The sequence below is a fragment of the Luteibacter sp. KNZ12-1A genome (genome assembly GCF_056755675.1).
The window spans coordinates 57006-79058 of the sequence record NZ_JBPGXU010000004.1 but is presented as its reverse complement, the minus strand read 5'-3'; the positions used below and the strand labels follow the sequence as shown (position 1 = coordinate 79058).

Below are 22053 nucleotides of genomic sequence, written 5' to 3'. Positions count from 1 at the left end.
GGATCAGCGCATCCCGTCATAAGCGATACGGGCGAAGAAGTCGGGATCGATGACGAAGTGCCCGTACTTCGCATCCCAGGCCGTCGTCGGCTTGGCCGCGATGACTTCGTCCCGTGACTTCCCCTGCTTTTTCAGTGCCGCCACGTTATCGCGAATGCCCGCGAGCATGTCACGGAAGTCCTTCACATCGGCCTTGTTGCCGACGGGGCCATGCCCCGGCACGACGACGGCCTTGTCGCTTATCGTGGGGAGGATGCGGTCGAGGACGCGCACCATGCCGTCGATGCCCCCGCCATTTTCGTTGTCGATGAAAGGATAGACACCGTTCCAGAAAAGGTCGCCGAGAAAGACGATGTCGGCGGGCTGGATCGTCACATAAAGGTCGGTGTCGGTATGCGAGGGGACGACCTTGATCGCGGTGATGGTCTGGCCATCGACGGTCCAGTGCTTGCTCGTCTCGACCACCGTGCCCGGCACGGCGGATGTCGGCAGCGGCTTGAAGGTGAAGTTCCAATCGTCCACGCGCGTGCTCTGGGACACCCGCTTGATGGTTCCCGAGGTCGCGGCCACTTGAACGCCCTTGCCCGCGATCCATGTATTCCCGTCCGTGTGATCCCAGTGGTAATGCGTGTTCACCAGGTAGCGGACCGGTTGCGGCCCCAACGCATTCAGCGCCGCCTCGACACGCGGCCGGGAAACAGCGATGCCTGCGTCGATCATGAACTTGCCGTCGCGTCCCGTGACGACGCCGATGTTTCCCCCCGAGCCCAGAAGCACGCTGACGCCGTCGCGCAGGGACACCGTTTCGATCGGGGCCGTCGCCGCCGCCTCGTTGATCTTGATGACCGGGCTGACCCCGTCCGCTGCCCAGGCAGATATCGAAAGCACGGCGAACGACGTTCCCAACACGGCGCAGCGCGCGAGGCGCACACGGTTACGATGACCCATGTCCATTCTCCCGTCAGGGCGCCCCGGATGGACGCTCCCCATCCAACCGCTTTTCGGGGCGCCCTGGCTTGTCGGAATACGTTATTTGGGGTGATCCATGTCCATATCGTCGTCGGGCGGCGCCGCGGCCACCATGGCCTTGTATGCCTCCGGCGACAGGCCGGGCAGTTTCCGCAGGAAAGCGACCATGCTCCATAGGGTCATGTCGTCGTGGCTGCCGCCCCACGCGGGCATCGCACTCATCTTGATACCGTGCTTGATCGTCCAGAAGGCCTGCGCCGGATCGATCCTGGCCCGCGTCAGGTTCGGTGGTCGCGGATAGAGCCCCGGGCGGATTTCGGAATCCTCCTGGCCTGGTGTCAGGTGGCATGCGGTGCACATGGCCGCGTACTGTCCGGCCCCCTTGAGGATCAACTGCGGATCGGACAAGTCGGGTACCGTGATATCCGAGGCCCGCGCCTGGATCGAACGCTGTCGCAAGGTCTCCAGTGCCGCGTAGACCGGCCGGGAATGCGGTGCGTCGGCACCTATGTCATAGGCACCCGAGTAGATGAAGGCTCCGGCACCGCAGGCGGCCACGACCGCCACGCCCAGCACGGTGGAAAGAACGAGAGTGATTGGCTTCACGAGGATGTCCTAGAACCATAGCCGGAGGCCGGCGACGACCTGGCGGTCGAAGACGGGTTGACGATCCGCGCGAACATAGTCGGCGGTGCGACCGAAGCGATCGACGAAACGGACGCCGATATAGGGCGCGAATTCACGACGGAACTCGTAACGCAGGCGCAGGCTGAACGAGGCATCGGAGACGCCCCTGCCGACGCGGGCCAGTGGGTCGTCCTTGCCATAGGCATTGAGTTCCAGTTCCGGCTGCAGGATGAGCCGCTGGGTCAGGAAGAGATCGTATTCGGTGCGCACGCGCGCTGCGGTGCGCCCGTGGGCGCTCGCATACGCGGTCGCTTCCACTTCGAACCAGTACGGTGCCAGGCCTTGCACGCCGAACGCCGCCCAGGTGCGGTTCGGTCCCGGGCCGACATCCTGGCGGCCGCCGAGTTGGGTGCTCCAGTACGGTGCTATCGCATGGTTCCAGAGCGCCTCGACATCCGCTTCTTCCAGTTTGCCGCCGCTGCGGTCGCCTTCCGTGCGGAACCACAGCTTGTCGTCGTCATTGCCGTACCAGCCTTGCGCCTCCCACGACTGTCCACTGGCATCCCTTCCATGAAACGCCTCGAGCTGGTCGATCAGGATCATGCGGTAGGGGCCGTTGTCGTTCATGTCCATGCCCTTCATCGACCCGTGGCCGACGCCATCGGAATAGTCGGGACTGCGCGCATCGGCGGGCGCATCGCCGCCTTGCATCGGTCCCATCTTCATCTCCTGCGCCATCGCGGCCGTGGACATGGCGAGGCCGAGCGCGGCGAACAACATCGCATGGGCCCTCATGACACCACCACCTCGCGGAACATGCCCGCCTCCATGTGGTAGAGCAGATGGCAGTGGTATGCCCAGCGTCCGGGATTGTCCGCGGTCACGGCATACGTGATCCGTTGCGCGGGCTGCACGTTGATCGTGTGCTTGCGCACCTGGAATTCGCCTTCGGGGCTTTCCAGGTCGCTGAACATGCCATGCAGGTGGATCGGGTGGTTCATCATGGTGTCGTTGACCAGGACGATCCGCACGCGCTCGCCTTTGTTCAAGTGCACAGGCGCGGCGTCCGAGAATTTCACGCCATCGAACGACCACATGAAACGTTCCATGTTGCCGGTGAGGTGCAGCTCGATTTCCCGGCCGGGCTCGCGAGGATCGGGATTGTCGCCGATCGTGTGCAGGTCCGCGTAGGTGAGCACGCGGCGGCTGTTATCGCGCAAGCCGATGCCCGGATCGTCGAGGTTGGTGCGTGGCATGTCCACGTGCATGTCTACGCCCGGGCCGTACTCCGTGCGCGCATGGCGTACTTTCGGCGCGTTCTCCTTCATGTGATCCATGCCTTCCATGGTGGCGTGGTCCATGCCGGCCATCGCGTCGTGATCCATCCCAGCCATGGAGCCATGGTTCATGCCCGACATGCCGGCATGGTCCATGCCTTTCATCGGTTTCGCGGTGCCACCCATCGCACCCATGGCACCCATCATGTCACCCATGCCCAGCCACTGGCGCGGGTCGACCGGCGGTACCGCCGCCTCCAGCTCCGGCCGCGGCGAAAGCGTGCCCCGCGTGTAACCGTTGCGGTCGATCGACTGGGCGAAGATCGTGTACGCGATGTCTTCCTCGGGTTCCACCAACACGTCGTACGTCTCCGCGGTGGAAATGCGGAACTCGTCGATCGGCACGGGTAACACGTCCTGGCCGTCGGCCGAGATCACCGTCATCTTCAAGCCCGGAATGCGCACGTCGAAGATCGTCGACGACGAGCCGTTGATGAAACGCAGGCGGATCTTTTCGCCTGGCTTGAACTGGCCGGTCCAGTTGCCCGCCGCCGTCATGCCATTCATGAGATAGGTATACGCCGCGCCCGACACATCGCTCAGGTCGGAAGGGTTCATGCGCATGGTGTTCCACATCTTGCGCATCTCCAGCGCCTGCCCCAGTCCCTTCTCGCGCACGTCGCGGAAGAACCGCGATGCCGTGGGCTGCGCATAGTTGAAATAGTCACTCTGCTGCTTCAGGCGCAGGAAGATCCGTTCCGGATCCATGTCGGTCCAGTCGCTGAGCATGACCACGTAGTCCCGGTCGCTGCGGTAACGGTCCGGCCCTGCCGGCTCGATCACCAGCGGACCGTACAAGCCCGTCTGCTCCTGGAAGCGGCTGTGCGAGTGATACCAGTAGGTACCGGCCTGGCGCACGTCGAACCGGTAGACGAAGGTCTCGCCAGGGCCGATGCCATCGAAGCTGATGCCCGGCACCCCGTCCTGGTCGAACGGCAGCACGATGCCGTGCCAATGGATCGAGGTGGGCGTGCGTAGCCGATTGGCCACGCGCAACGTCACCGTGGTGCCTTCCTTCCAGCGAAGGATCGGACCCGGAATGCCGCCGTTCACGGTGACGGCCGTGCGCGGCGCACCGGTGATATTCACCGGAGCCTCGGCAATGTCGAGGGAAAAATCGGTGCCGCTCAGCACCGTCGGATGACCGGGGTTGGTCAAGGCCCAGACCGGCGATGGACGCAACAAGCCCATGCCGGCGGCGACGCCACCGACGGCGAGGCCGGCAACGAAACGTCGTCGCGAGGCGTGGACAGGTCCGGAAGAACCGGGGGGATTCATAGCAAGAACTCCACGAACAGGGTGCGCGGCCGGCGGCCACGTGGCACGGTCGACGCTCTCGGCATCGCAAGGGGATGACGGGCTGCCCGACGCGGGAGAAAGCGTCAGCGGAGGATCAGGCGGCGGGTGGACGCAGCGGTGGCCCGTACCCGGCCTGGGGCGCGGCGCGAACGCCGGCAGGGAAAATCGTGCCGGCCGTCGGCGGCGTATCGCCGAGCGCGAGCGCGCTGGCCGGAAGGACGACGCTGGTGCAGGCCGGCGTGCAATGGCAGGCCTGGCCGGGGCGGTGACAGCAGTTGCCATCGTGGTCGTTGCAGCCACCCTCGTCCGCCGATGCCATTCGCGCCGACACATGGTGAACATGCGTACGATGCACACCCGGTCCCGGAACGGCATGCGCGTCGGTCGACCAGGCTGGCGCGACGCTCACCATCGCCCAGGCCAGCCAGGCGAACACCCAGAGGGCGCGCCGGCGGCGATAGCGATGGAAGAAGGCATTCATGCCGACAGCTTATGCCCCCGAGGCGACGCCCTCAACTCTGGAGCCGGGTCCAACGCGGTGCACCTCCACGGTCACGTGGACCAGTTCGTCGTGGATGGCCAACGCGCGCCGGTAATAGTCACCATCGACATCGGCGGTCGTGGTGATCTCGAGAACCACGGCGAACTTGCCCTTGCCGACACGCCATACATGGATATCGTCGATGACGGCCTCGTGCCGATCCTCCGCGATTACCTCGCGGATTTCATCGACGACCGGCGCATCCATCTCCGCGTCCAGCAGGACCCGGCCGCTATCGCGCAGGAGACCCCACGCCCACACGGTGACCAGAACCGCGCCCAGCAGGCCCATCACGGGGTCCATCCAGCGCGCGCCCCAGATCATGCCGGCGATCAGGGCGACGATGGCGAGGACGGACGTGGCCGCGTCCGCCAACACGTGCATGTACGCCGAACGCAGGTTCAGGTCGTGATGGGCATGCGCGTCATGCGCGTGACCGTGATGATGATGATCGTGGTCATGGTGGTGGTGATGGTCGTCGCGCAGCAGCCAGGCGCAGACCAGGTTCACCAGAAGGCCGACGACGGCGATCGCGATGGCTTGCTCGTAGTGGATCGGCAGCGGCGTGAACAGGCGCTCGGCCGACTGGAAGGCCATCAGCCCTGCCACGCCCAGCAACAGGATCGCGCTGGAATAGCCTCCCAGGACCTCGATCTTCCACGTACCGAAGGCAAAACGGCGATCGTGCGCATAACGCCTCGCACATACATAGGCGAACGCGGACAGGCCCAGGGCCAGCGCGTGTGAACTCATGTGCCACCCGTCGGCCAGCAAGGCCATGGAGTTGTAGTACCAGCCACCGGCGATCTCGACCACCATCATCACGGCCGTGAGCAGCACGGCGCGCCGGGTGTTCCGCTCGGCCATCGGGTTGCCTTCGTCGAACGCGTGGCTATGCGTGCGCGAGGCAGCGGTGGCTTGGATCGACATGGTGGGTACCCGTGCGCGAGGAGGTGCCCATGATAGCCCGCCGGGCGCCAGGTCGCCGGGTGTTGCGGCGCACGATGGGCATGACCCGCGACCGCGGCCGCTGGCCGGTTCCCGCCATGTGTCGCCAGGCAGCGATCATCGGGAATCCGCTGATTCATGGCGATTTTGTGACATGGCTTGGAGGCGTCGCCTGGCTCACCCGAGGGACGCGGGCATCACGATTCCTACCACGGTGAGATCGTGCGACGCAGCAAAACATAACTGAAAGATGAACCATTCATTAGGCATTCGTGCACGAACCAACCCATGCACATAACGATTAACTTACGTTTCTGCCCCTTTAGCGCCATACACGCGTCGGTTACTTGACGCAGGTCGCAAAACTGGCGCCTTTCACTTTGAGGCACCGGCCGCCGCGTCTATGCTCAAACCTTCCATCGATCTCCGTCCCCGAGTGGGCGCGGGCGGAATCGGTGCCGGCGAAGGACATCGTGCAGAGGCACGAGTGGCGTCGGCGCGGCATCGTCATCGCCCGCCATCGAATAGACGCTCGCCTCATGACCCGAGTGGCGCATCCACGTGATGCGCGATGCGCTTGCGTGCTCGAAAGACGCACGGTTTCGGCTGCGCGAAACACCGGAAAACAAGGCAAAAGTGGCTTCGGCATGCGTTTCGGCCCATTCATACTAGGTGCGTTATAAACGTTTAGCCGTCCATTCATTTTCAGGAAAAACGCTGCCGCATGACGACGAAGATTGATCAAGCCCACGACGACGACACCATCGATCTCAATGCGTTGCTCGGCACGTTGCTTGATCACAAATGGTTGATCGTCGCCATCACCGGGACGTTTTTCGTGGCGGGAGTCCTCTACTCGCTGCTCGCCACGCCTATCTACCAGGCCACGGCGATCGTGCAGGTCGAGCAGAAGACGCCCAGCCTTCCCGGCCTCAGCGATCTCACCCAATCGCTGGGCACCACTGCATCGCAGGCCACCACCGAGATCGCCTTGATCACCTCGCGCCTGGTCATCGGCCAGGCGGTGAACGACCTGCGCCTGGATATCCAGACACAACCCCAGCGCATGCCCGTGCTGGGCGACTACCTGTCGCGAGGCTACAAGCCAGGCCAGCTCGGCCCGGTGCGCTTCGGCCTCAGCCGCTATGGCTGGGGTGGCGAGGTGGTGGACATCTTCAAGCTCGACCTGCCTGACAACATGGTCGGCCAGAAACTCGAACTGCGTGCCGGTGACGACCACCGCTTCGGTCTCTACAACGACGATGGCAAGCGCCTTCTCGAAGGCGTCGTCGGCCAGCTGGTCCGCGCCAACGGCATCACGATGCAGATCAGGCGGCTCACGGCCAATCCCGGGACGCGTTTCGACGTGGTCACGCAGCCGACCCTGACCACCATCGGCCGCTTGCAGACGGATGTCGTGGCGTTGGAACAAGGCACGGACTCCGGGATCATCGGCCTGACCTACAACAACGCCGATCCCGATCTCGCGCAGAAGGTGCTCGACCACATCACCACCGCCTATGTTCGCCAGAACGTGGAGCGCAATTCCGCCGAGGCCGCGAGCCAGCTGCAATTCGTCAGGGACCAGTTGCCCAAGGTGCGCCAGGAACTCGACCGGGCACAGGCGGCGATGAACGCCTTCCAGACCCAGTCGCACTCCGTCGACCTCAGCATGCAGACCAAGGGCCTGCTCGACCAGATCGTCGCGGTGGAGAACAACATCCAGCAGCTGCACCTGCAGGAAGCCGACATCGACCGCCGTTTCACCCACGACCATCCGGCGTACAAGGCCTTGCAGCAACAGATGGGCCAGCTCCAGGCGCAGAAGGAACAGATGCAGAAGCAGGTCGGCGACCTGCCCGACACGCAGCAGCAGTTGCTCAAGCTCAATCGCGACGTGCAGGTCAGCAGCAATACCTACACCAGCCTGCTCAACCAGGCGCAGCAACTCGACATCGCGCGCGCCGGCACCGTCGGCAACGTGCGCATCGTGGATACCTCGGCGGTGGACAAGACCCAGCCGGTGCAGCCACGCAAGACCCTGGTCGTCGTCATCGTGACGTTCCTGGGTGGTTTCCTCGCCCTCGCCTTCGTCTTCCTCCGGCAGATACTCAACCGCGGTATCGAGGATCCAGCGGTCATCGAGGATCTCGGCCTTCCGGTATACGCCTCGGTTCCGCTCAGCGAGGGCCAGACCGCGCGTTCGACCCGGACGCACCACGGTCATCACGGCCACGGCGGCCGTGGCCCCTTGCTGGCGATCAGCGATCCCGCCGACCTCGCGGTCGAGGCGATCCGCAGCCTGCGCACCAGCCTGCATTTCGCGCGGCTGGAGGCGAAAAACAACATCCTGATGATCACCGGCTCCAGTCCCTTCGCTGGCAAGACCTTCGTCTCGGCGAACCTGGCGGCGGTGATCGCCCAGGCGGGACAGCGCGTCCTTCTGGTCGACGGCGACATGCGCCGAGGCACCTTGCACCACCTTCTCGGCATGGAAACCGGACAGGGCCTGTCGGACATCCTGGTCGGCGGCGCGGAAGTCGCCGCGGTGAAGAGGAAGGGGCCGCTGGCCAACATCGATTTCATCAGCCGCGGGCGCGTGCCGCCCAATCCGTCGGAACTGCTGATGCACGAGAACTTCACCCAGTTCATCGCCGAGGTGGTACCCGCCTACGACCTGATCATCATCGATACGCCGCCGATCCTGGCGGTCACCGACGCGGCCGTGATCGGCCACCACGCCGGCACGAGCCTGATGGTCGCCCGCTTCGGGCTCAACAAGGCGCGTGAACTGGCCTTGGCGAAGCAGCGTTTCGAACAGAACGGTGTCTCCCTGAAGGGCGCGATCTTCAATGCCGTGGAACACCGGGCCGCCGGTTACTCCACCTACGCCTACTACAAGTACAAGGCCGATCCGGCCTGAACCGTCCCATGAGCAAGGGGACACTGCATGAATCAAGGACTATGGCGCGCATCCTGATCGTCGGAAACCACACCTGCGGCAATCGTGGCGATTGCGCGATCCTGCGCGGCCTGCTGGAGTGCCTGGAGGACGTGCTGCCGGAAAGCCGGATCGACATCACCAGCCGCTTTCCGGTGAGCTCGGCGTACCTGCTCGGCCGGCCGCTGCTGACCGACACGTTGAACAGCTACTACCAGGAAGCGGGCAAGCGGCGTTTCGGCGCCCTCCGTTCGCTGCTGCTGCGGAGGCTGGTGCCACGCCTGCTGCATGGACACCTCAACCGCCGCTGGTGGGCGCGCTGGCTGCCGCTTCCCCGGCGCCACCGCGAGTACATCGAATCGCTGAAGGCGTACGACCTGGTGATCCAGGTGGGCGGCTCGTTCTTCGTCGATCTCTACGGCGCAACCCAATACGACCAGGTCAGCTGCGCCCTGCTCGCCGGACGGCCCACCTACCTGATCGGGCACAGCGTCGGGCCCTTCCAGCACGCGTTCTTCCGCAAGGTCTCGCAAGACGTGATGACACGGGTGGATGCGCTGGCCTTGCGCGAGGAAGTCAGCGCGCGGCACATGCAGGACAGCGACATCCCCCAGGACAAGGTGCGCTGGGCCTCTGACACGGCGTGGCTGGTGCACCCGGGCGAGCCGGTGGCGGTCGATACCGCGCGTCCTACCGTCGCCGTCACCTTCCGCGAACTGGCGCCGTTCGACAAGCGGCTCGGCGTGACCCAGGCCCAGTACGAGACCGCCTTCGCGGAACTGCTCGACGCGGTGATCGAGGCGGGTTATCGCATCGCCGCGTTTTCCACTTGCACGGCGATCGACGGCTATCCCAAGGACGACCGCATGATCGCGCTCAAGGTGCGGGCGCGCCTGCGCCACCCCGAGGCCTGCCACGTCGAGATGAACGAACTCAACGACGTGGAACTCGGCGAGAGGCTGGGCGCATGCGTCCTGACGATCGGCACGCGCCTGCACAGCGCGATCATCTCGATGAACTTCGGCACGCCTTCCGTCGCGCTCAACTACGAGCACAAGTCCGAAGGCATCATGAAGCGCCTCGGCGTGGACGACCTGGCGATGCCCGTGCCGTCCCTGCTCGACGGCAGCCTGCGCGCCAAGGTGCTGGAACTGCTCGGCGACGAGACCCTGCGCCCCAGGGTGGCCGCCGCCGTGGCTCGCGAGAAGGCGTTCGCGCGGGAGTCGCTGCTCTCCACGCTCGCGATAGGGCCCTGACCATGACGATCCTGTTCGTCCTTCCCGAGTTTCCCAAGTATTCGGAAACCTTCGTGATCGACCAGATCGTGGGCCTGCTCGACCGCGGCTTCGACGTGCGCATCCTCGCCATCAGCCGCGGCCCCGCGCCGGCGCCCGGCGACATCGTGGCGACACGCGGATTGATGGAACGCGCCACCTTCATCTTCGACCATTCCGCCAGCGCGTCGAGCGGCTGGCAAATCCTGCTGCAGCGCCTTCGCCACGTGGTTCCGGGCTTGCCGAGCGCACGGGTGCGCCGGGCCTTGTCGGTACGCCTGTACGGCCACGCGGCGAAGTCGCTGGTCCTTGCGGGCGCGGTGCGGCGGCTGCGCGAGCCGCTCAAGGCGGGAGCGATCATCGCGCATTTCGGCCCCACCGGCGTGCTCGCGACGAACCTGCGCGCGCTGGGCCTGATCGAGGGTCCGATCTACACGGTGTTCCACGGCTATGACCTGTCACGACACAGCGTGCTCGCGCGTCATGCCGACGACTACCGGCGCCTGTTCGCCAGCGGCGAGCGGATGCTGCCGATCAGCACGCGCTGGCAACGCAAGCTCGAAGCGCTGGGCTGCGCGCCGGAGAAGATCCAGGTACATCGCATGGGGGTCGACCTCGACAGCTTCCGTTTCCAGCCTCGCACCGATAGCGCGCCTTCACCGTCACGGCCGTTGCGCGTGCTCAGCGTCGCACGCCTGGTGGAAAAGAAAGGCGTGACGTACCTCTGCGAAGCCGTGGCAAGGCTCGCGAAGCGCGATGTCCCGGTCGAGCTGGAAGTCGTCGGCGACGGCCCGCTGCAACAGGAACTGGAGCGCTTCGTGGCGCGGCACGGCCTCGAGCGGCGCATCTTCATTCGAGGCCGTCGCGACAAGGCCTACGTACAGGCCGCGCTGCGTCGGGCGGACGTATTCGCCCTGCCCAGTGTCACCGCCGCGGACGGCGACCAGGAAGGCATTCCGGTGTCGTTGATGGAGGCCATGGCCAGTGGCGTGCCCTGCCTGTCCACCGTGCACAGCGGCATTCCCGAATTGATCGAGGACGGCCAGTCGGGCTGGCTGGTGCCCGAGCGCGACGTGGACGCCCTGGCCGACAAGCTCGCCCGTATCCAGCGGGGCGAATACGACTTGCCGGCGATCGCGGCGACCGCGCGCGCCACCGTGGAATCGCGTTTCAACCAGAGCCGGTTGCACGACCAGCTCGCCGCCCAGTTGGCCTAGGAGCACGTGCCGATGCCCTCCGCCAGACGCGATGCCTTGTGGACCGTCGCTTCGACCGTGGTCAGCGCGGCGAGCCAGCTGCTGCAGATCGCGGTGCTGGCCCATCACGTCGACGCGCACCTGCTGGGCGCGCTGGCGATCGTCAACGTCGTCAACGCGATCGCCACCTTGCTGCAGGACATGGGGCTCAGCAGCTACCTCATCCATCGGCAGAGCATCACCCGCCACGAGCGCACGTCGCTGTACATGATCAGCGCGGGGCTCGGCGTCATGTCCGCCGTGGTGCTGTTCGGCATCTCCTTCGCCGTGGCCTATTTCTATGGCTCGGACGTGCTGGGTCACCTCTTGCGGCTGTCCACGATCAATTTCGTGCTGCTCGGATTGGCCGCGCAGTACCAGGCAAGCCTCATCAAGACCTTCCAGTTGCCCCGGCTGGCGCGGATCGAGGTGATCGGGCGCCTGTCCGGCCTGAGCACCCTGTTGCTGCTGGTGCTCCAGTTCGGCGCGTCGATCGAGGCGGCCGTGTACGCGATGATCGTGAACAGCCTGGTACGACTGGCGTGCTTCCTGGCCGTGGCCGATCGCGACTGGCATCCCGGCCGGGGTTACGACCGTGGGATCATCCGCCAGGCCCTGCGCTATGGCGCGTTCCAGCTCGGCTCCCAGGTCATCAACCAGCTGCGCAGCCAGGCCGACCAGATCATCCTCGGCAAGTTTCTCGGCCTCGCCTCGCTCGGCGTGTATTCGCTCGCCAAGGAACTGGTGCTGCAACCGACCAAGCTGATCATGCCCGTGGTCCAACGGCTCGCCCTGCCCCGGCTGGCGACGCGCCAGGACGATCCGCTGGCATTGCGCCACGCTTACCTGGTGGGATTGCGCGGGGTATCCGTATTCAGCAGCGGCGTATTCATCATGCTGGCGGTCTTCGCGCCACCCGCGGTGACGATCCTCTACGGGCATCGCTACACCGGCGTCGCCGAACTCATTCCATTGATGCTGCTGTTCGGCATGCTACGCCCGCTCGGCTCGCTCATCGGAGCCCTCAGCCAGAGCCTGGGCCGTTCGGATATCGAGTTCGCCTGGAACCTGAAGATCGGTGGCATCACCTTGCTGGTAAGCGTGCTCGGCGCGATGTCGCGTTCGCTCGAGGTCATGGCGGTGGCGCTGGCGATCAGCCAGCTGCTGGCCACGGTGCTGTCGTACTACTTCTTCTCCTCGAAGATCATCAGCCTCACCGCGCGTGAGTTCTTCCAGTCATGGACGATGGAGACCTTCGTGCCCTACGCCTTCCTGATGTTGGCCGTCTTCATCTACCAGGGCGACGACTGGAAGGCCAGCGCGGTACGCCTGGCCCTGGTGACGCCGCCACTGCTCTGGGTGGTCTGGCGAGCCCGGCACACGCTCCTGAACCGGCATCCACAGACCCATCGCATCCAAGGAACGAGGCCGACATGACACCCCTGGTGAGCGTGTACATCCCTACCCGCAATCGCTCGGCGCTGCTGCGCCGGGCGATCGACTCCGTACTGGCCCAGACTTACCCGGAGATCGAGGTCCTCATCTGCGACGAAGCCTCCACCGACGACACCGCCGAGGTGGTGGCCGATTACGCGCGCCGCTACCCCGGCAAGTTCACCTACCTGCGCAACGAGACGCCGCAGGGCGCATGCCGTGCGCGCAATCGCTGCATCGAGCAAGCCATCGGCACCTATGTCACCGGCCTGGACGACGACGACCTGTTCCATCCGCAGCGCATCGCGTGCCTGGTGGACCTTTATCGCCGCCATTCGCCGTCGTTCGCGTGCAGCCGCTTCAAGTATTTCCAGGCCCCGGCGCAGATCGAGCGCTTGCGCGAGCGCCGTTTCAGCGAGGCGGAACTGGCCAGGGTGGACAAACTCACGCTGCCGGAGCTCCTGTACGCGAACCTCGCCGGCAACCAGGTGCTCACCGAACTGTCGCGCATGCGCGAGCTGGGTGGCTTCGACGAGTCGATGCCCTCGTGGCAGGACTACGACATGTGGATCCGCCTCGCCGACCGCTATGGCACGGCCGTGTGCACACGGCAGCTGCTTTCCTTCGTCGACGACGACCGATCACGTGCACGTATCCGTAATTCCAGCCGGCGCGCCGAGGGCAGCGAGCGCTTCATCGCCAAGCACGCGCGGCTGATGAACGCCGACCAGCAGCGCAACCACCGCAATATCCAGTACGTGATGAACCGGCAGCGGCCATCCCTGGTCGAGATCGCCCGCAATATTTCCCTGGGAGGATACAAGTCGACCCTGAAGGTACTCCTGCACAAGTTCTTCGGCGTGGCTATCGGCTGACTCGCATGACCCCGTTCCCCACCGTCCAGGTCCACCCATGCTGATCAACCGCACCCGCGCCGCGGCGGTCACGTTGATGGCCATGATCTTCGTGCAAGTGCCCTTGACGCACAGCACGAGCAGCAAGTCGCACGTCAATGTCTACCATGTGCTGCTGCTGTTGATGCCGCTGCTCTACCTGCCGGCCGTGCGCTACCTCAAGCTGAACCCGGCGACGGCCTTCATCGCGACGATGATGGGCACGTCCCTGGCCGCGGCGGCGTCGTACGGCGGAGGCATGCGCTCCACGCTGATCGTGTTCGTGGCGGCGGCGTATTTCCTGGGCGTGGTGTTCGGCCGCAAATTGCAGGACGTGGAACTGCGCAAGATCTTCGTGTGGATACTCGGCTGCTGCATCGTCTTCATCATCCTGCGCGACGCCGTCTACGCAGGACAACTGGGCGCCGTGTACGCCCGCAGCGAAGGAGCCTCGGGCATCCTCTACATGTCCACGGGCGGGCGCAACATCGAGGCCAGCCTGCTGGCCCTGCTCTCGATCCTCCTGCTCGGAACCCGCGTATACCCGATCGCCGCGGGGATCGCCCTGCTCACCAGCGGGATGATGCTTTCCCGCGCCGGCCTGCTCGGTGCCGCGGTATCCATCGGCATCGCCGCCTATCGCACGCGCAAGACCCGTCACTACTACCTGTACACCTTCCTCGGCATCGCCATGATGGTGCTGATCGGCGGCCTGGTGCTGTCGTCGGTCATCGACATCCCCGTGCTGGATCGCTTCAACCTCCAGGCCGAGACGCAACTCGAACACAAGAACGTGGGCCGTCTCGCGCTCTGGAACAGTGCCGCCGCCGCGCTGGAGCAGAACCTGCTGGGCTATGGCGTGGGCAACGGCGTGCCGTTGATGGAGCAGATATCCGGCCTGACCTTCGTCGAGAACAACGTCCATAACATCTACCTGCAATTCCTGCTCGAAGGTGGCGTGCAGTCGCTGTTGCTGTTCCTGGCGCTGGTGCTGCACATCCTGTTGCGACCGACCGAAGGACAGCAACGCAACATCAAGGCCTTCCTGCTCTGTTACCTGATGCTGGCCTTCATCGAATTCAGCGGGTACGAGGCCTATTTCTGGTTCTTCGTCGGCATGTTCTATGCGCGCACCGACGCCCGGCGCGCCCAGGCACGCATCGACGCCGCCGCCCGGAAGGCATCCCCGCTGCCGCCGCCCCATCCGGACCCGACCCATGCTTAACGATTTCCGCGCCGACGTCCGCCGCCTCCGTTCCCTGCCCGGCTACCGGGGCATGCTGTGGTGGATGCTCGACCAGTCCTTCTGGGTGATCCTCTGCTACCGCCTGATCGCCACGGCCCGGGGTACGCCCCTGCACACCCCGTTGCGCGTGCTGGAGAAGGTCGCCGAGTTCGTCTTCAAGTGCTACCTGCCGACCACCGCCACGATCGGCCCGGGCCTGGTGATCTACCACGCCTTCGGCATCATCGTGAACGGCAAGACCACGATAGGCGCCAACTGCACGATGTACGCCCGCGTGTGCATCGGCAACCGCTGGCCGGGCGACGGCACGCCGATCATCGGCGACAACGTCATCATCGGCACGGGCGCGTGCATTTTCGGCCCCGTGGTGATTCCGGACAACTTCGTGGTGAGAGCCAACGAAGTCATCACCCCTTCCTCGCTGCGCGGCAGCACCGATCGTTCTTCCCCCACCACGCCCCCCGCTGGAGCATCGTCATGAGCGCCGACGACGTGAGATTGTCGATCATCATCATCACCTGGAACGAACGGGAGAACCTCGAACGCTGCCTGCTCTCGCTGATGGACAAGGTGGACTTCGAACGCGACGAGGTGATCGTCGTCGACAATGGCTCTCGCGATGGCAGCGCCGAGTTCGTCGCCACCCTGCCGCGGATCCGCTACTTCCCGCTGGATCGCAACTTCGGCGTGGGACCGGCGCGCAATCGCGGGCTGTTCCTGGCACGCGGCAAGTACTGCATGACCCTGGACAACGACACCATTTTCCTGACGGAAGACCCGGGCGCCATCGTCGATGCGTTCTTCCAGGCGCATCCCGACGCCGGCGTGGTCGGCTTCCAGCTGCTCAACGTCGACCGTACCCGCCAGGATTCGACCCGGCGGTTCCCGCGTTTCTACCAGCCGATCGCCGCGCGCATCCCCATCAGCCGCCAGCTCGGCTTCGTCAAGCGTGAACTGGAGCGGCACCTGATGCTCGATACGCGCTTCGACGATAGCAACGACCCTCTCGAGGTCGACTACGTGCTGGGTGCCAACCAGACCTTCACCAAGGACGTCGCGGCACTCCTGATGGGTTACGACGACCGGATCTTCTTCGGACCGGAAGACGCGGAGTTCTGCGTGCGCACGCGCAAGATGGGTCTGCGCAACTACTACAGCCGGAAGATCTCCATCGTGCACGACTACAAGCGGCGCACGCGCAAATTCTCGAAGCTCACCATCAAGCACCTCGCCGGTTTCGCCTACATGCTCAGGAAGCATGGTGGCGTCTACCGCTATTCATTGAGCGAGCGTCGCTGACGCCGGAGGTACCGCATGCATCGTCGAACTTTTCTTTGCCGGTCGCTGTGGGCGGGGGCCGCCCTCGCCACCCTGCCGCTGGGCGACGTCCTTGGCGCAACCAGCGCCGGCGGCAAGAGCTACTACGTCGACGGCACGGCGGGAAACGACCGGCACGACGGCGCCAGTCCCGCCCAGGCCTGGCGGAGCCTGGACAGGCTCAACCAGGCCAGTTTCGGCCCCGGCGACAAGATCCTGTTCAAGCGTGGTGGAGACTATCCCGGTGTCTTCCAGCCGAAAGGCTCGGGCCGCGACGGAGCGCCCATCGTCGTCGACGGTTACGGCGAGGGCGCGCCGCCTCATCTGCATGCGGACGGCCGCGCGCCCTCCACCGTGCGCCTGCAGAACGTCGAGTACTGGACCTTGCGCAACCTGGCCATCTCCAACCAGGGCCCGCAGCCGGGTGCCCGCCGCACCGGCGTGCACCTGTTCCACCAGGACTTCGGCATCGCCCATGGCATCGTGCTGCAAGGCCTGCACATCCACGACGTCAACGGATCGCCACTCAAGCAGCAAGGCGGTGGCAGCGCCATCCTGGTCGAGGCGAAGGGCACGGGCCGCCCCACGCGATACCAGGACCTCAAGATCGTCGACAACACGATCGAGCGCAGCCAGCGCGACGGCATCCTCTTCCTCGCCGCCGGCAACCGCACAGGCGGCCTGGCCACGGGGGTGATCGTGCGTGGGAATCGCATCAGCGAAGTGCCTGGCGATTGCATCCTGGTCAAGGGCTGCGACGGCGCCCTGGTGGAACGCAACACCGTGAGCCGCTGCGGCGAGTTGCCCCGCGGCGAGGCGGCCGCCGGCATCTGGCCGTTCGACTGCGACAACACCCTGATCCAGTACAACGAGGTCAGCGACCACAAGGCCTATGCCGACGGCCAGGGTTACGACGCCGATTTCCGCTGCCGCAATACGGTGATCCAGTACAACTACAGCCACGACAACGCCGGCGGCATGGCCCTGGTCTGCAACGACGGCCGTGACGGCGACAAGATCGGCAATACCGGAACGATCGTGCGCTTCAACGTGAGCATCAACGACGCCCTGCGCAAGACCGGCAGTGCTTCCCTGCGCATCTCGGGCCCGGTGGATGGCAGCCAGATCTACAACAACATCATCATCATTCCGCAGAAGCCCATCGCCGACGCCGAGGTCACCGTGTTCAAGGCGACCAGCTGGAAAGGTGTCCCGAACAGCACGGCCATCCACGACAACATCGTCGTGGCGCCACGTACCCCCGGCGTGGAGATGCAACTGGCGACGCAGACGAAGCTCGGCGAGAACCACTTCTACGCCGGCAAAGGCGGCGGCACGTCCTTCGCCAAGGCCGACGACGCCATGCTGGACCGCTTCAGGACACACCGCCCGTCGCTCGCCCAGGTCAACGCACTGGTCAAGGAATGCTTCGCCAACGGCAAGCCCGTACCCAACGCGCTGGATCTCATCGCGCGGCTGGCCTGAGCCGACTCGACTCGATCGGCCGATCGGCCGGTTGAGCGGTCGAATCAGCCCGCGGCGCCTTCCGCCGAGCGGGCGTCACGCGCACGGCGCGCCGCCAGCATCTCGATGACACGCTTGCCCAGTGCCTGGCCCGGTACTTCCACGAAGCGATAGGTCACGCTCGACACCAGAACCGTACCCGCCAACGCGAGCACGGCCGTGGCCAGGAAGTAGAGATCGGGGCTCAGGCGGTCGCCTGCGTGCACCGCCGCCAGCGCCTTGCGCGCCACCTGCAGCATGAAGAAGTGCGTCAGGTAACCGCTGAAGCTGATCTTGCCGATGTGCTGCAGCGGACGATTCACCAGCCAACGGTAGGGCTGCCGAAACAGACACAGGGCCAGCAGCGCGAACGCCGCCGCGTACAGGAACACCGCCCGCGGATCGTCCGACCATTGGGGGACCAGCGCCAGGACGGCCAGGGAAAGCATGAACCAGCATGCGTTGTGCCGCCGGTCGCCCTCGCGGAAGAACGTCGACAACTTCCCTGCGTGGCCGAACATCACGAAATAGGCGCAGATGCCGAAAAGGAAGACCGGCAGTTGGTTGGGCAACCACACGAACGCGAAGCGCTGCCACAGCTCCGCGTCGTCGATCGGCGGGTGGTTCAGCAGCCAGGGCCACGTGAGTACCGCGAGCAGCAAGCATACCGCCAGCGCGGCCAGGGCGCGCGGGAAGCTGCGCAAGGCCAGGAACACCAGCGGAAAGACGATGTAGAACGACATCTCGACGCCGATCGACCAGCCGCCGGGGACCACGTCGTTGGCGCCCAGCAACCAGGCCGGGCTCCATCCGTTGGTGAAGCTCAGCGTGCCTAGCACCGTGCCCAGGGGTGGCAGCGCCTGCCCTTTCAGCAACACGGGGACCAGGCAATACACGCCGAACGCGAGATAGAACATCGGCGCGATACGGAACACCCTTCGCACGTAGAAGTTCAGCCAGGGCGTCTCCTCCCGGCTGCGCTTGCCTGCCGAGAGGAACAGGGTCAGCGCGCTGACCACGAAGAACAGTTGCACGCCGCGTGCACCCTGTGCCGCATAACGGCTCAGCCACGGCGACATCAGCGCCTGGTGGCCCATCGCCTGGTAGATTTCCACATTGCGCTGCGCATGGCTGAGCAGCACGCCGATGATCGCCAGGCCGCGCAGCGCATCGATGAAGTCGAGCTGAACTTTCGGTTGGGCCTGCACGATCAGAAGCGCGGCTGGAGGTGCCACTGCCACGCGCTGGCAAGGATATCGTCCAGCGCCGTGATCCGTGGTTGCCAGCCAAGGCGCTGCCGGGCTTGCAGGCTGGATGCGACCAGCGTCGCGGGGTCACCGGGACGGCGAGGAGCGAACGCGTGCGGCACCGGCCTTCCCGTGACGCGTTCGGCGGCGGCGATCACCTCACGTACGCTGAAGCCTTCGCCGTTGCCGAGGTTGAACGTGAACGCGCCCTCGTTCTCCTCGAGGAACTGCACGGCCAGCAAATGGGCCGAGGCGAGATCGTTCACGTGGACGTAGTCGCGCACGCAGGTGCCGTCACGCGTGTCGTAATCATCGCCGAATACCTTCAGGGCGGCGCTCTGGCCGAGCACGGCCTTCAACACGTTGGGAATGAGGTGGGTCTCGGGATGGTGCGCCTCTCCGATGGAAGCCGACGGGTCGGCACCGGCTGCGTTGAAGTAACGCAGCGCCACCGAACGCAGGCCGTATGCGCGGGCCGCGTCGCCCAGCACGCGCTCGATCATCAGCTTGCTCTGGCCGTACGGGTTGATGGGATCGGTGGGATGCGACTCGTCGATGGTGTCGCTCCTGGGATGCCCGAACACCGCCGCCGTCGAGGAAAAGACCAGGCGCTGGATACCGGCTTCGCGCATGGCGGCCAGGAGCACCAGGGTGTTGCCCACGTTGTTCCGGTAGTACTGGTAAGGATCGATGACCGACTCGCCGACCAGGGACCGGGCGCAGAAATGGATCACCGCGTCGAACGTGTGCGTGGCGAACAAACGCCACAGGGTCACCGCGTCGCCGATATCGCCATGGACGAACGGCACGTCGGCATCCACCGCTTCACGGTGGCCCGTCGAAAGGTCGTCATAGACGACCACCTCGTGCCCGTTCGCGACCAGGTATCGCACCATGTGCGAACCCACGTATCCCGCGCCGCCACAGATCAGAAACTTCAAAGATTGCCTCAGTTCGCGATTGAATGATGGGGGAAGGCGATCGGCCTGCGTCCCTAGCCCGCTTCTTCACTGGCCGTATTGGCCGTGGCCGCGGGCATCGAGGGACCGGCCGGAAGCGGCACCGATGCGCCCGCCTCGCTATGGATGAAGCCCTTGAAGATGGTCAGGAAGATGATGCGAAGATCGAACGCCAGCGACCAGTGGTTGATGTAGTAGAGGTCGTACTCGATGCGCTTCACCAGGTCGGTATCGCCGCGCCACCCGTTGATCTGCGCCCATCCCGTGATGCCGGCCTTGACCAGGTGCTTGTGCATGTAGCCGGCGATCTCGCCCTTGAATTTCTCGACGAACATGGGTCGTTCGGGGCGTGGGCCCACGATGGACATGTCGCCGCGGAGCACGTTGATGAACTGGGGCAGCTCGTCGAGGCTGGTTTGCCGGATGAAGCGGCCGAAGCGCGTGGTCGTCTTGCTCTGCGCATTGCCCCACTGGACGCTCTTGTTCTTCTCCATGTCCACGGGCATGGAACGGAACTTCAGCATCTCGAATTCCTTGCCGTCCAGGCCGACGCGGACCTGCCGGTAGAGCACCGGACCGGGGCTGGACAGCTTCACGCCGATCGCGAGGAACAACATCAGCGGGCTGATCATCAGCAGGATGGCGCCGGCGATGATGCGATCCTCGATCGCCTTCAGGATCCACGCATGCCCATGCAAGGGGCTCTCGCGAAGCGTGACCAAGGGCACGCCCGCGCAGTCTTCCATGCGGTGATTGATCAACTGCCTGCCCAGCAAGTCCGGGACGAACTTCACCGTCAGCACGCGCTCGTCCATGCGATCGAGCACGTAGCTGATCGCGCGGTTCGCACTCACGGGCAAGGCGACAAGCACTTGGTCCCACTCACCACGATCGAGGATCTCGTCGAGATGCAGGAGCGAACCGGCCAACGGCACGCCAGGCGGAACGCCGTGGTCGTGGCTGGTCTTGACGTATGCGGTGATCTTCATGCCGAGGCCGAGGTTGTCCTCGACCTGGCGAACCATGTGGATGCCCGCCTCGGTGGCGCCGATGAGCAGGCAGCGCTTCATGCCGATGCCGCGATGGCGCAGGTAACGCAACGAAAGCACCGCGACGAGTCGTACCGATGCCATCAATACTAGGCCCAGCACGAACGTCAGCGATACCCATCCACGCGAGTAAAGCTCGCCGACCTTGAGCAGATAACCGAGCGCGATCATGCCCGCGAACGCGCTGGTCCACGATGCTGCTATGCACAAGAATTGGCTTACGGGGCGCTCGCCGAGAGGCTGCTCGTAGACCTTGAAGACGATCGAGGCCGCCAGCGTCATGAGCAGCAGAATAATCAGCGCGACAGCATATACGCTGCTCATGCTTAACGTATCGAAACGGACGAAGTAGGCCAGATAGGCCGCACCGATCACGCAAAGGGGATCGGCGGCACGAAGCTCAAGATCCAGTAACGCATTGAATTTTGTCAGTTGCATGACATGTACCCTCTGCCGACGCGACAACGACCGGCCATGCCGGCGTGCCCAGGTACGTGCCCCCTGTAGGGCCGCCATGTCCTGTTCCTAGGAATCCGGATGGCCCAACACGTTTTCGACCGAACCCCGTTGAACGCCGGGTCCGGCCTGAAAGTGTTCGAACTTGCTTGTTGCGATGATGCATGCTGCATCGCGACGAAAATGCGGGCAATCCGACAGCGTCGATTCTGCGGGGCGTGTCACAAAAACAGTTGCCGGAAACAGCTGTTCAGCTGATTGCCTTGACCATCGACGAGGGATGGCAGTGAATGCAATGCGTACTGCGCGCACTCGCGCTCATTCATGAATGTGTTCATGAACGCGTACATGCACGTGGTACGCACACTTCCCCTCGCACGGAGAACACGCCAGTGAGACGCTTACTTTTTGCATGCACCATTCTTGCCATCGCGGCACCGCTATGGGCGCAGAGCCAGCGACAGGCCAATGAAGCCAATCCGTCGAACAACGCGCAAAACAGCCCGCAAAACCCGCGTGTAGCGACACCGAACCAGGCACGTCAGGCCTCTAAGGGCGCCCTCACGCCCGTGCGTGTCGGCCCTGGCGCGGCCGCTGTCGCAGCCGCGGCAGGTGCCACGGCGAACGACACCAACGGCACCGGCAACGACGGCACGGGTGGCACGGGAGGTACCGGCGGCACGGGCGGAACCGGTGGCACCGGCGGAACAGGAGGAACGCATTGATCTTCCTGAACGACAGTCTGGACGTCTAAATGTCCAATCACGTTCCAGTACCG

At 64.8% G+C, this 22053-nt stretch carries 20 protein-coding genes; 11 read left to right on the top strand and 9 right to left on the bottom strand.

Going from position 1 to position 22053, the window contains the following annotated elements; all coding sequences use genetic code 11:
• Positions 1–3: 3 nt before the first annotated feature.
• From ACR9ZJ_RS02075 to dmeF, 6 genes are all read right to left on the bottom strand, one after another.
• Positions 4–948, bottom strand: a complete 945-nt coding sequence (locus ACR9ZJ_RS02075) for an MBL fold metallo-hydrolase (RefSeq protein WP_481286723.1) — start codon at positions 946–948, stop codon at positions 4–6.
• An 81-nt stretch (positions 949–1029) separates the two neighbouring features.
• Positions 1030–1575: a c-type cytochrome gene (locus ACR9ZJ_RS02070; RefSeq protein ID WP_481286722.1), complete on the bottom strand. Its 546-nt coding sequence runs from the start codon at positions 1573–1575 to the stop codon at positions 1030–1032.
• 9 nt (positions 1576–1584) lie between these two features.
• Positions 1585–2391, bottom strand: a complete 807-nt coding sequence (locus ACR9ZJ_RS02065; protein WP_481286721.1) for a copper resistance protein B — start codon at positions 2389–2391, stop codon at positions 1585–1587.
• Entirely contained in the window at positions 2388–4211 is a 1824-nt protein-coding gene (locus ACR9ZJ_RS02060; RefSeq protein ID WP_481286720.1) for a copper resistance system multicopper oxidase, read from the bottom strand. The genes ACR9ZJ_RS02065 and ACR9ZJ_RS02060 overlap by 4 nt, the downstream gene beginning before the upstream one ends.
• Before the next feature lie 115 nt (positions 4212–4326).
• Entirely contained in the window at positions 4327–4713 is a 387-nt protein-coding gene (locus ACR9ZJ_RS02055; RefSeq protein ID WP_481286719.1) for a hypothetical protein, read from the bottom strand.
• A gap of 9 nt (positions 4714–4722) precedes the next feature.
• The gene (gene dmeF, locus ACR9ZJ_RS02050) at positions 4723–5703 is read right to left on the bottom strand and encodes a CDF family Co(II)/Ni(II) efflux transporter DmeF (RefSeq protein ID WP_481286718.1); all 981 of its coding nucleotides are present in this window, start codon (positions 5701–5703) and stop codon (positions 4723–4725) included.
• A 742-nt stretch (positions 5704–6445) separates the two neighbouring features.
• Between dmeF and ACR9ZJ_RS02045 the strand changes: the two genes are divergently transcribed.
• Genes ACR9ZJ_RS02045 through ACR9ZJ_RS02005 form a run of 9 tightly spaced genes read left to right on the top strand, consistent with a single transcriptional unit; the run spans position 6446 to position 17546 of the window.
• A complete protein-coding gene (locus ACR9ZJ_RS02045; protein WP_481280472.1) occupies positions 6446–8644 on the top strand; it encodes a polysaccharide biosynthesis tyrosine autokinase in 2199 nt (732 codons plus the stop codon).
• Positions 8645–8685: 41 nt separating this feature from the next.
• A complete protein-coding gene (gene wcaK, locus ACR9ZJ_RS02040; RefSeq protein ID WP_481280473.1) occupies positions 8686–9918 on the top strand; it encodes a colanic acid biosynthesis pyruvyl transferase WcaK in 1233 nt (410 codons plus the stop codon).
• Positions 9919–9920: 2 nt separating this feature from the next.
• Positions 9921–11153 carry a glycosyltransferase gene (locus ACR9ZJ_RS02035; RefSeq protein WP_481286717.1) on the top strand — a complete coding sequence of 411 codons (1233 nt, stop codon included), beginning with the start codon at positions 9921–9923 and terminating at the stop codon, positions 11151–11153.
• A gap of 12 nt (positions 11154–11165) precedes the next feature.
• Positions 11166–12608 carry a lipopolysaccharide biosynthesis protein gene (locus ACR9ZJ_RS02030; protein WP_481286716.1) on the top strand — a complete coding sequence of 481 codons (1443 nt, stop codon included), beginning with the start codon at positions 11166–11168 and terminating at the stop codon, positions 12606–12608.
• Complete coding sequence (locus tag ACR9ZJ_RS02025; RefSeq protein ID WP_481286715.1) at positions 12605–13480, top strand: glycosyltransferase family 2 protein; 876 nt, start codon at positions 12605–12607, stop codon at positions 13478–13480. Before ACR9ZJ_RS02030 ends, ACR9ZJ_RS02025 begins: the two co-directional genes overlap by 4 nt.
• Before the next feature lie 37 nt (positions 13481–13517).
• Positions 13518–14723: an O-antigen ligase family protein gene (locus ACR9ZJ_RS02020; protein ID WP_481280477.1), complete on the top strand. Its 1206-nt coding sequence runs from the start codon at positions 13518–13520 to the stop codon at positions 14721–14723.
• Entirely contained in the window at positions 14716–15225 is a 510-nt protein-coding gene (locus ACR9ZJ_RS02015; protein ID WP_481286714.1) for a serine O-acetyltransferase, read from the top strand. The genes ACR9ZJ_RS02020 and ACR9ZJ_RS02015 overlap by 8 nt, the downstream gene beginning before the upstream one ends.
• A complete protein-coding gene (locus tag ACR9ZJ_RS02010) occupies positions 15222–16043 on the top strand; it encodes a glycosyltransferase (protein ID WP_481286713.1) in 822 nt (273 codons plus the stop codon). The genes ACR9ZJ_RS02015 and ACR9ZJ_RS02010 overlap by 4 nt, the downstream gene beginning before the upstream one ends.
• A gap of 15 nt (positions 16044–16058) precedes the next feature.
• Positions 16059–17546, top strand: coding sequence for a right-handed parallel beta-helix repeat-containing protein (locus ACR9ZJ_RS02005; RefSeq protein ID WP_481286712.1), 1488 nt, complete (start codon positions 16059–16061; stop codon positions 17544–17546).
• A gap of 44 nt (positions 17547–17590) precedes the next feature.
• Here ACR9ZJ_RS02005 and ACR9ZJ_RS02000 read toward each other — a convergent pair whose 3' ends face one another.
• From ACR9ZJ_RS02000 to ACR9ZJ_RS01990, 3 genes are read right to left on the bottom strand one after another with little or no spacing between them, the layout of a single operon-like run.
• Positions 17591–18799 carry an acyltransferase family protein gene (locus tag ACR9ZJ_RS02000; protein WP_481286711.1) on the bottom strand — a complete coding sequence of 403 codons (1209 nt, stop codon included), beginning with the start codon at positions 18797–18799 and terminating at the stop codon, positions 17591–17593.
• Positions 18775–19752, bottom strand: coding sequence for a UDP-glucose 4-epimerase GalE (gene galE / locus ACR9ZJ_RS01995; RefSeq protein WP_481280482.1), 978 nt, complete (start codon positions 19750–19752; stop codon positions 18775–18777). The genes ACR9ZJ_RS02000 and galE overlap by 25 nt, the downstream gene beginning before the upstream one ends.
• A 53-nt stretch (positions 19753–19805) precedes the next feature.
• On the bottom strand, positions 19806–21257 hold the full coding sequence (locus tag ACR9ZJ_RS01990) for an undecaprenyl-phosphate glucose phosphotransferase (protein ID WP_481280483.1): 1452 nt from the start codon (positions 21255–21257) through the stop codon (positions 19806–19808).
• Between the two features lie 182 nt (positions 21258–21439).
• Here ACR9ZJ_RS01990 and ACR9ZJ_RS01985 point away from each other — a divergent pair, with 182 nt between their 5' ends.
• Together ACR9ZJ_RS01985 and ACR9ZJ_RS01980 are read left to right on the top strand one after the other, a co-directional pair.
• On the top strand, positions 21440–21565 hold the full coding sequence (locus ACR9ZJ_RS01985; RefSeq protein ID WP_481286710.1) for a hypothetical protein: 126 nt from the start codon (positions 21440–21442) through the stop codon (positions 21563–21565).
• A 102-nt stretch (positions 21566–21667) separates the two neighbouring features.
• Positions 21668–22000, top strand: a complete 333-nt coding sequence (locus tag ACR9ZJ_RS01980; RefSeq protein WP_481286709.1) for a hypothetical protein — start codon at positions 21668–21670, stop codon at positions 21998–22000.
• The last annotated feature ends 53 nt before the right edge of the window (positions 22001–22053 follow it).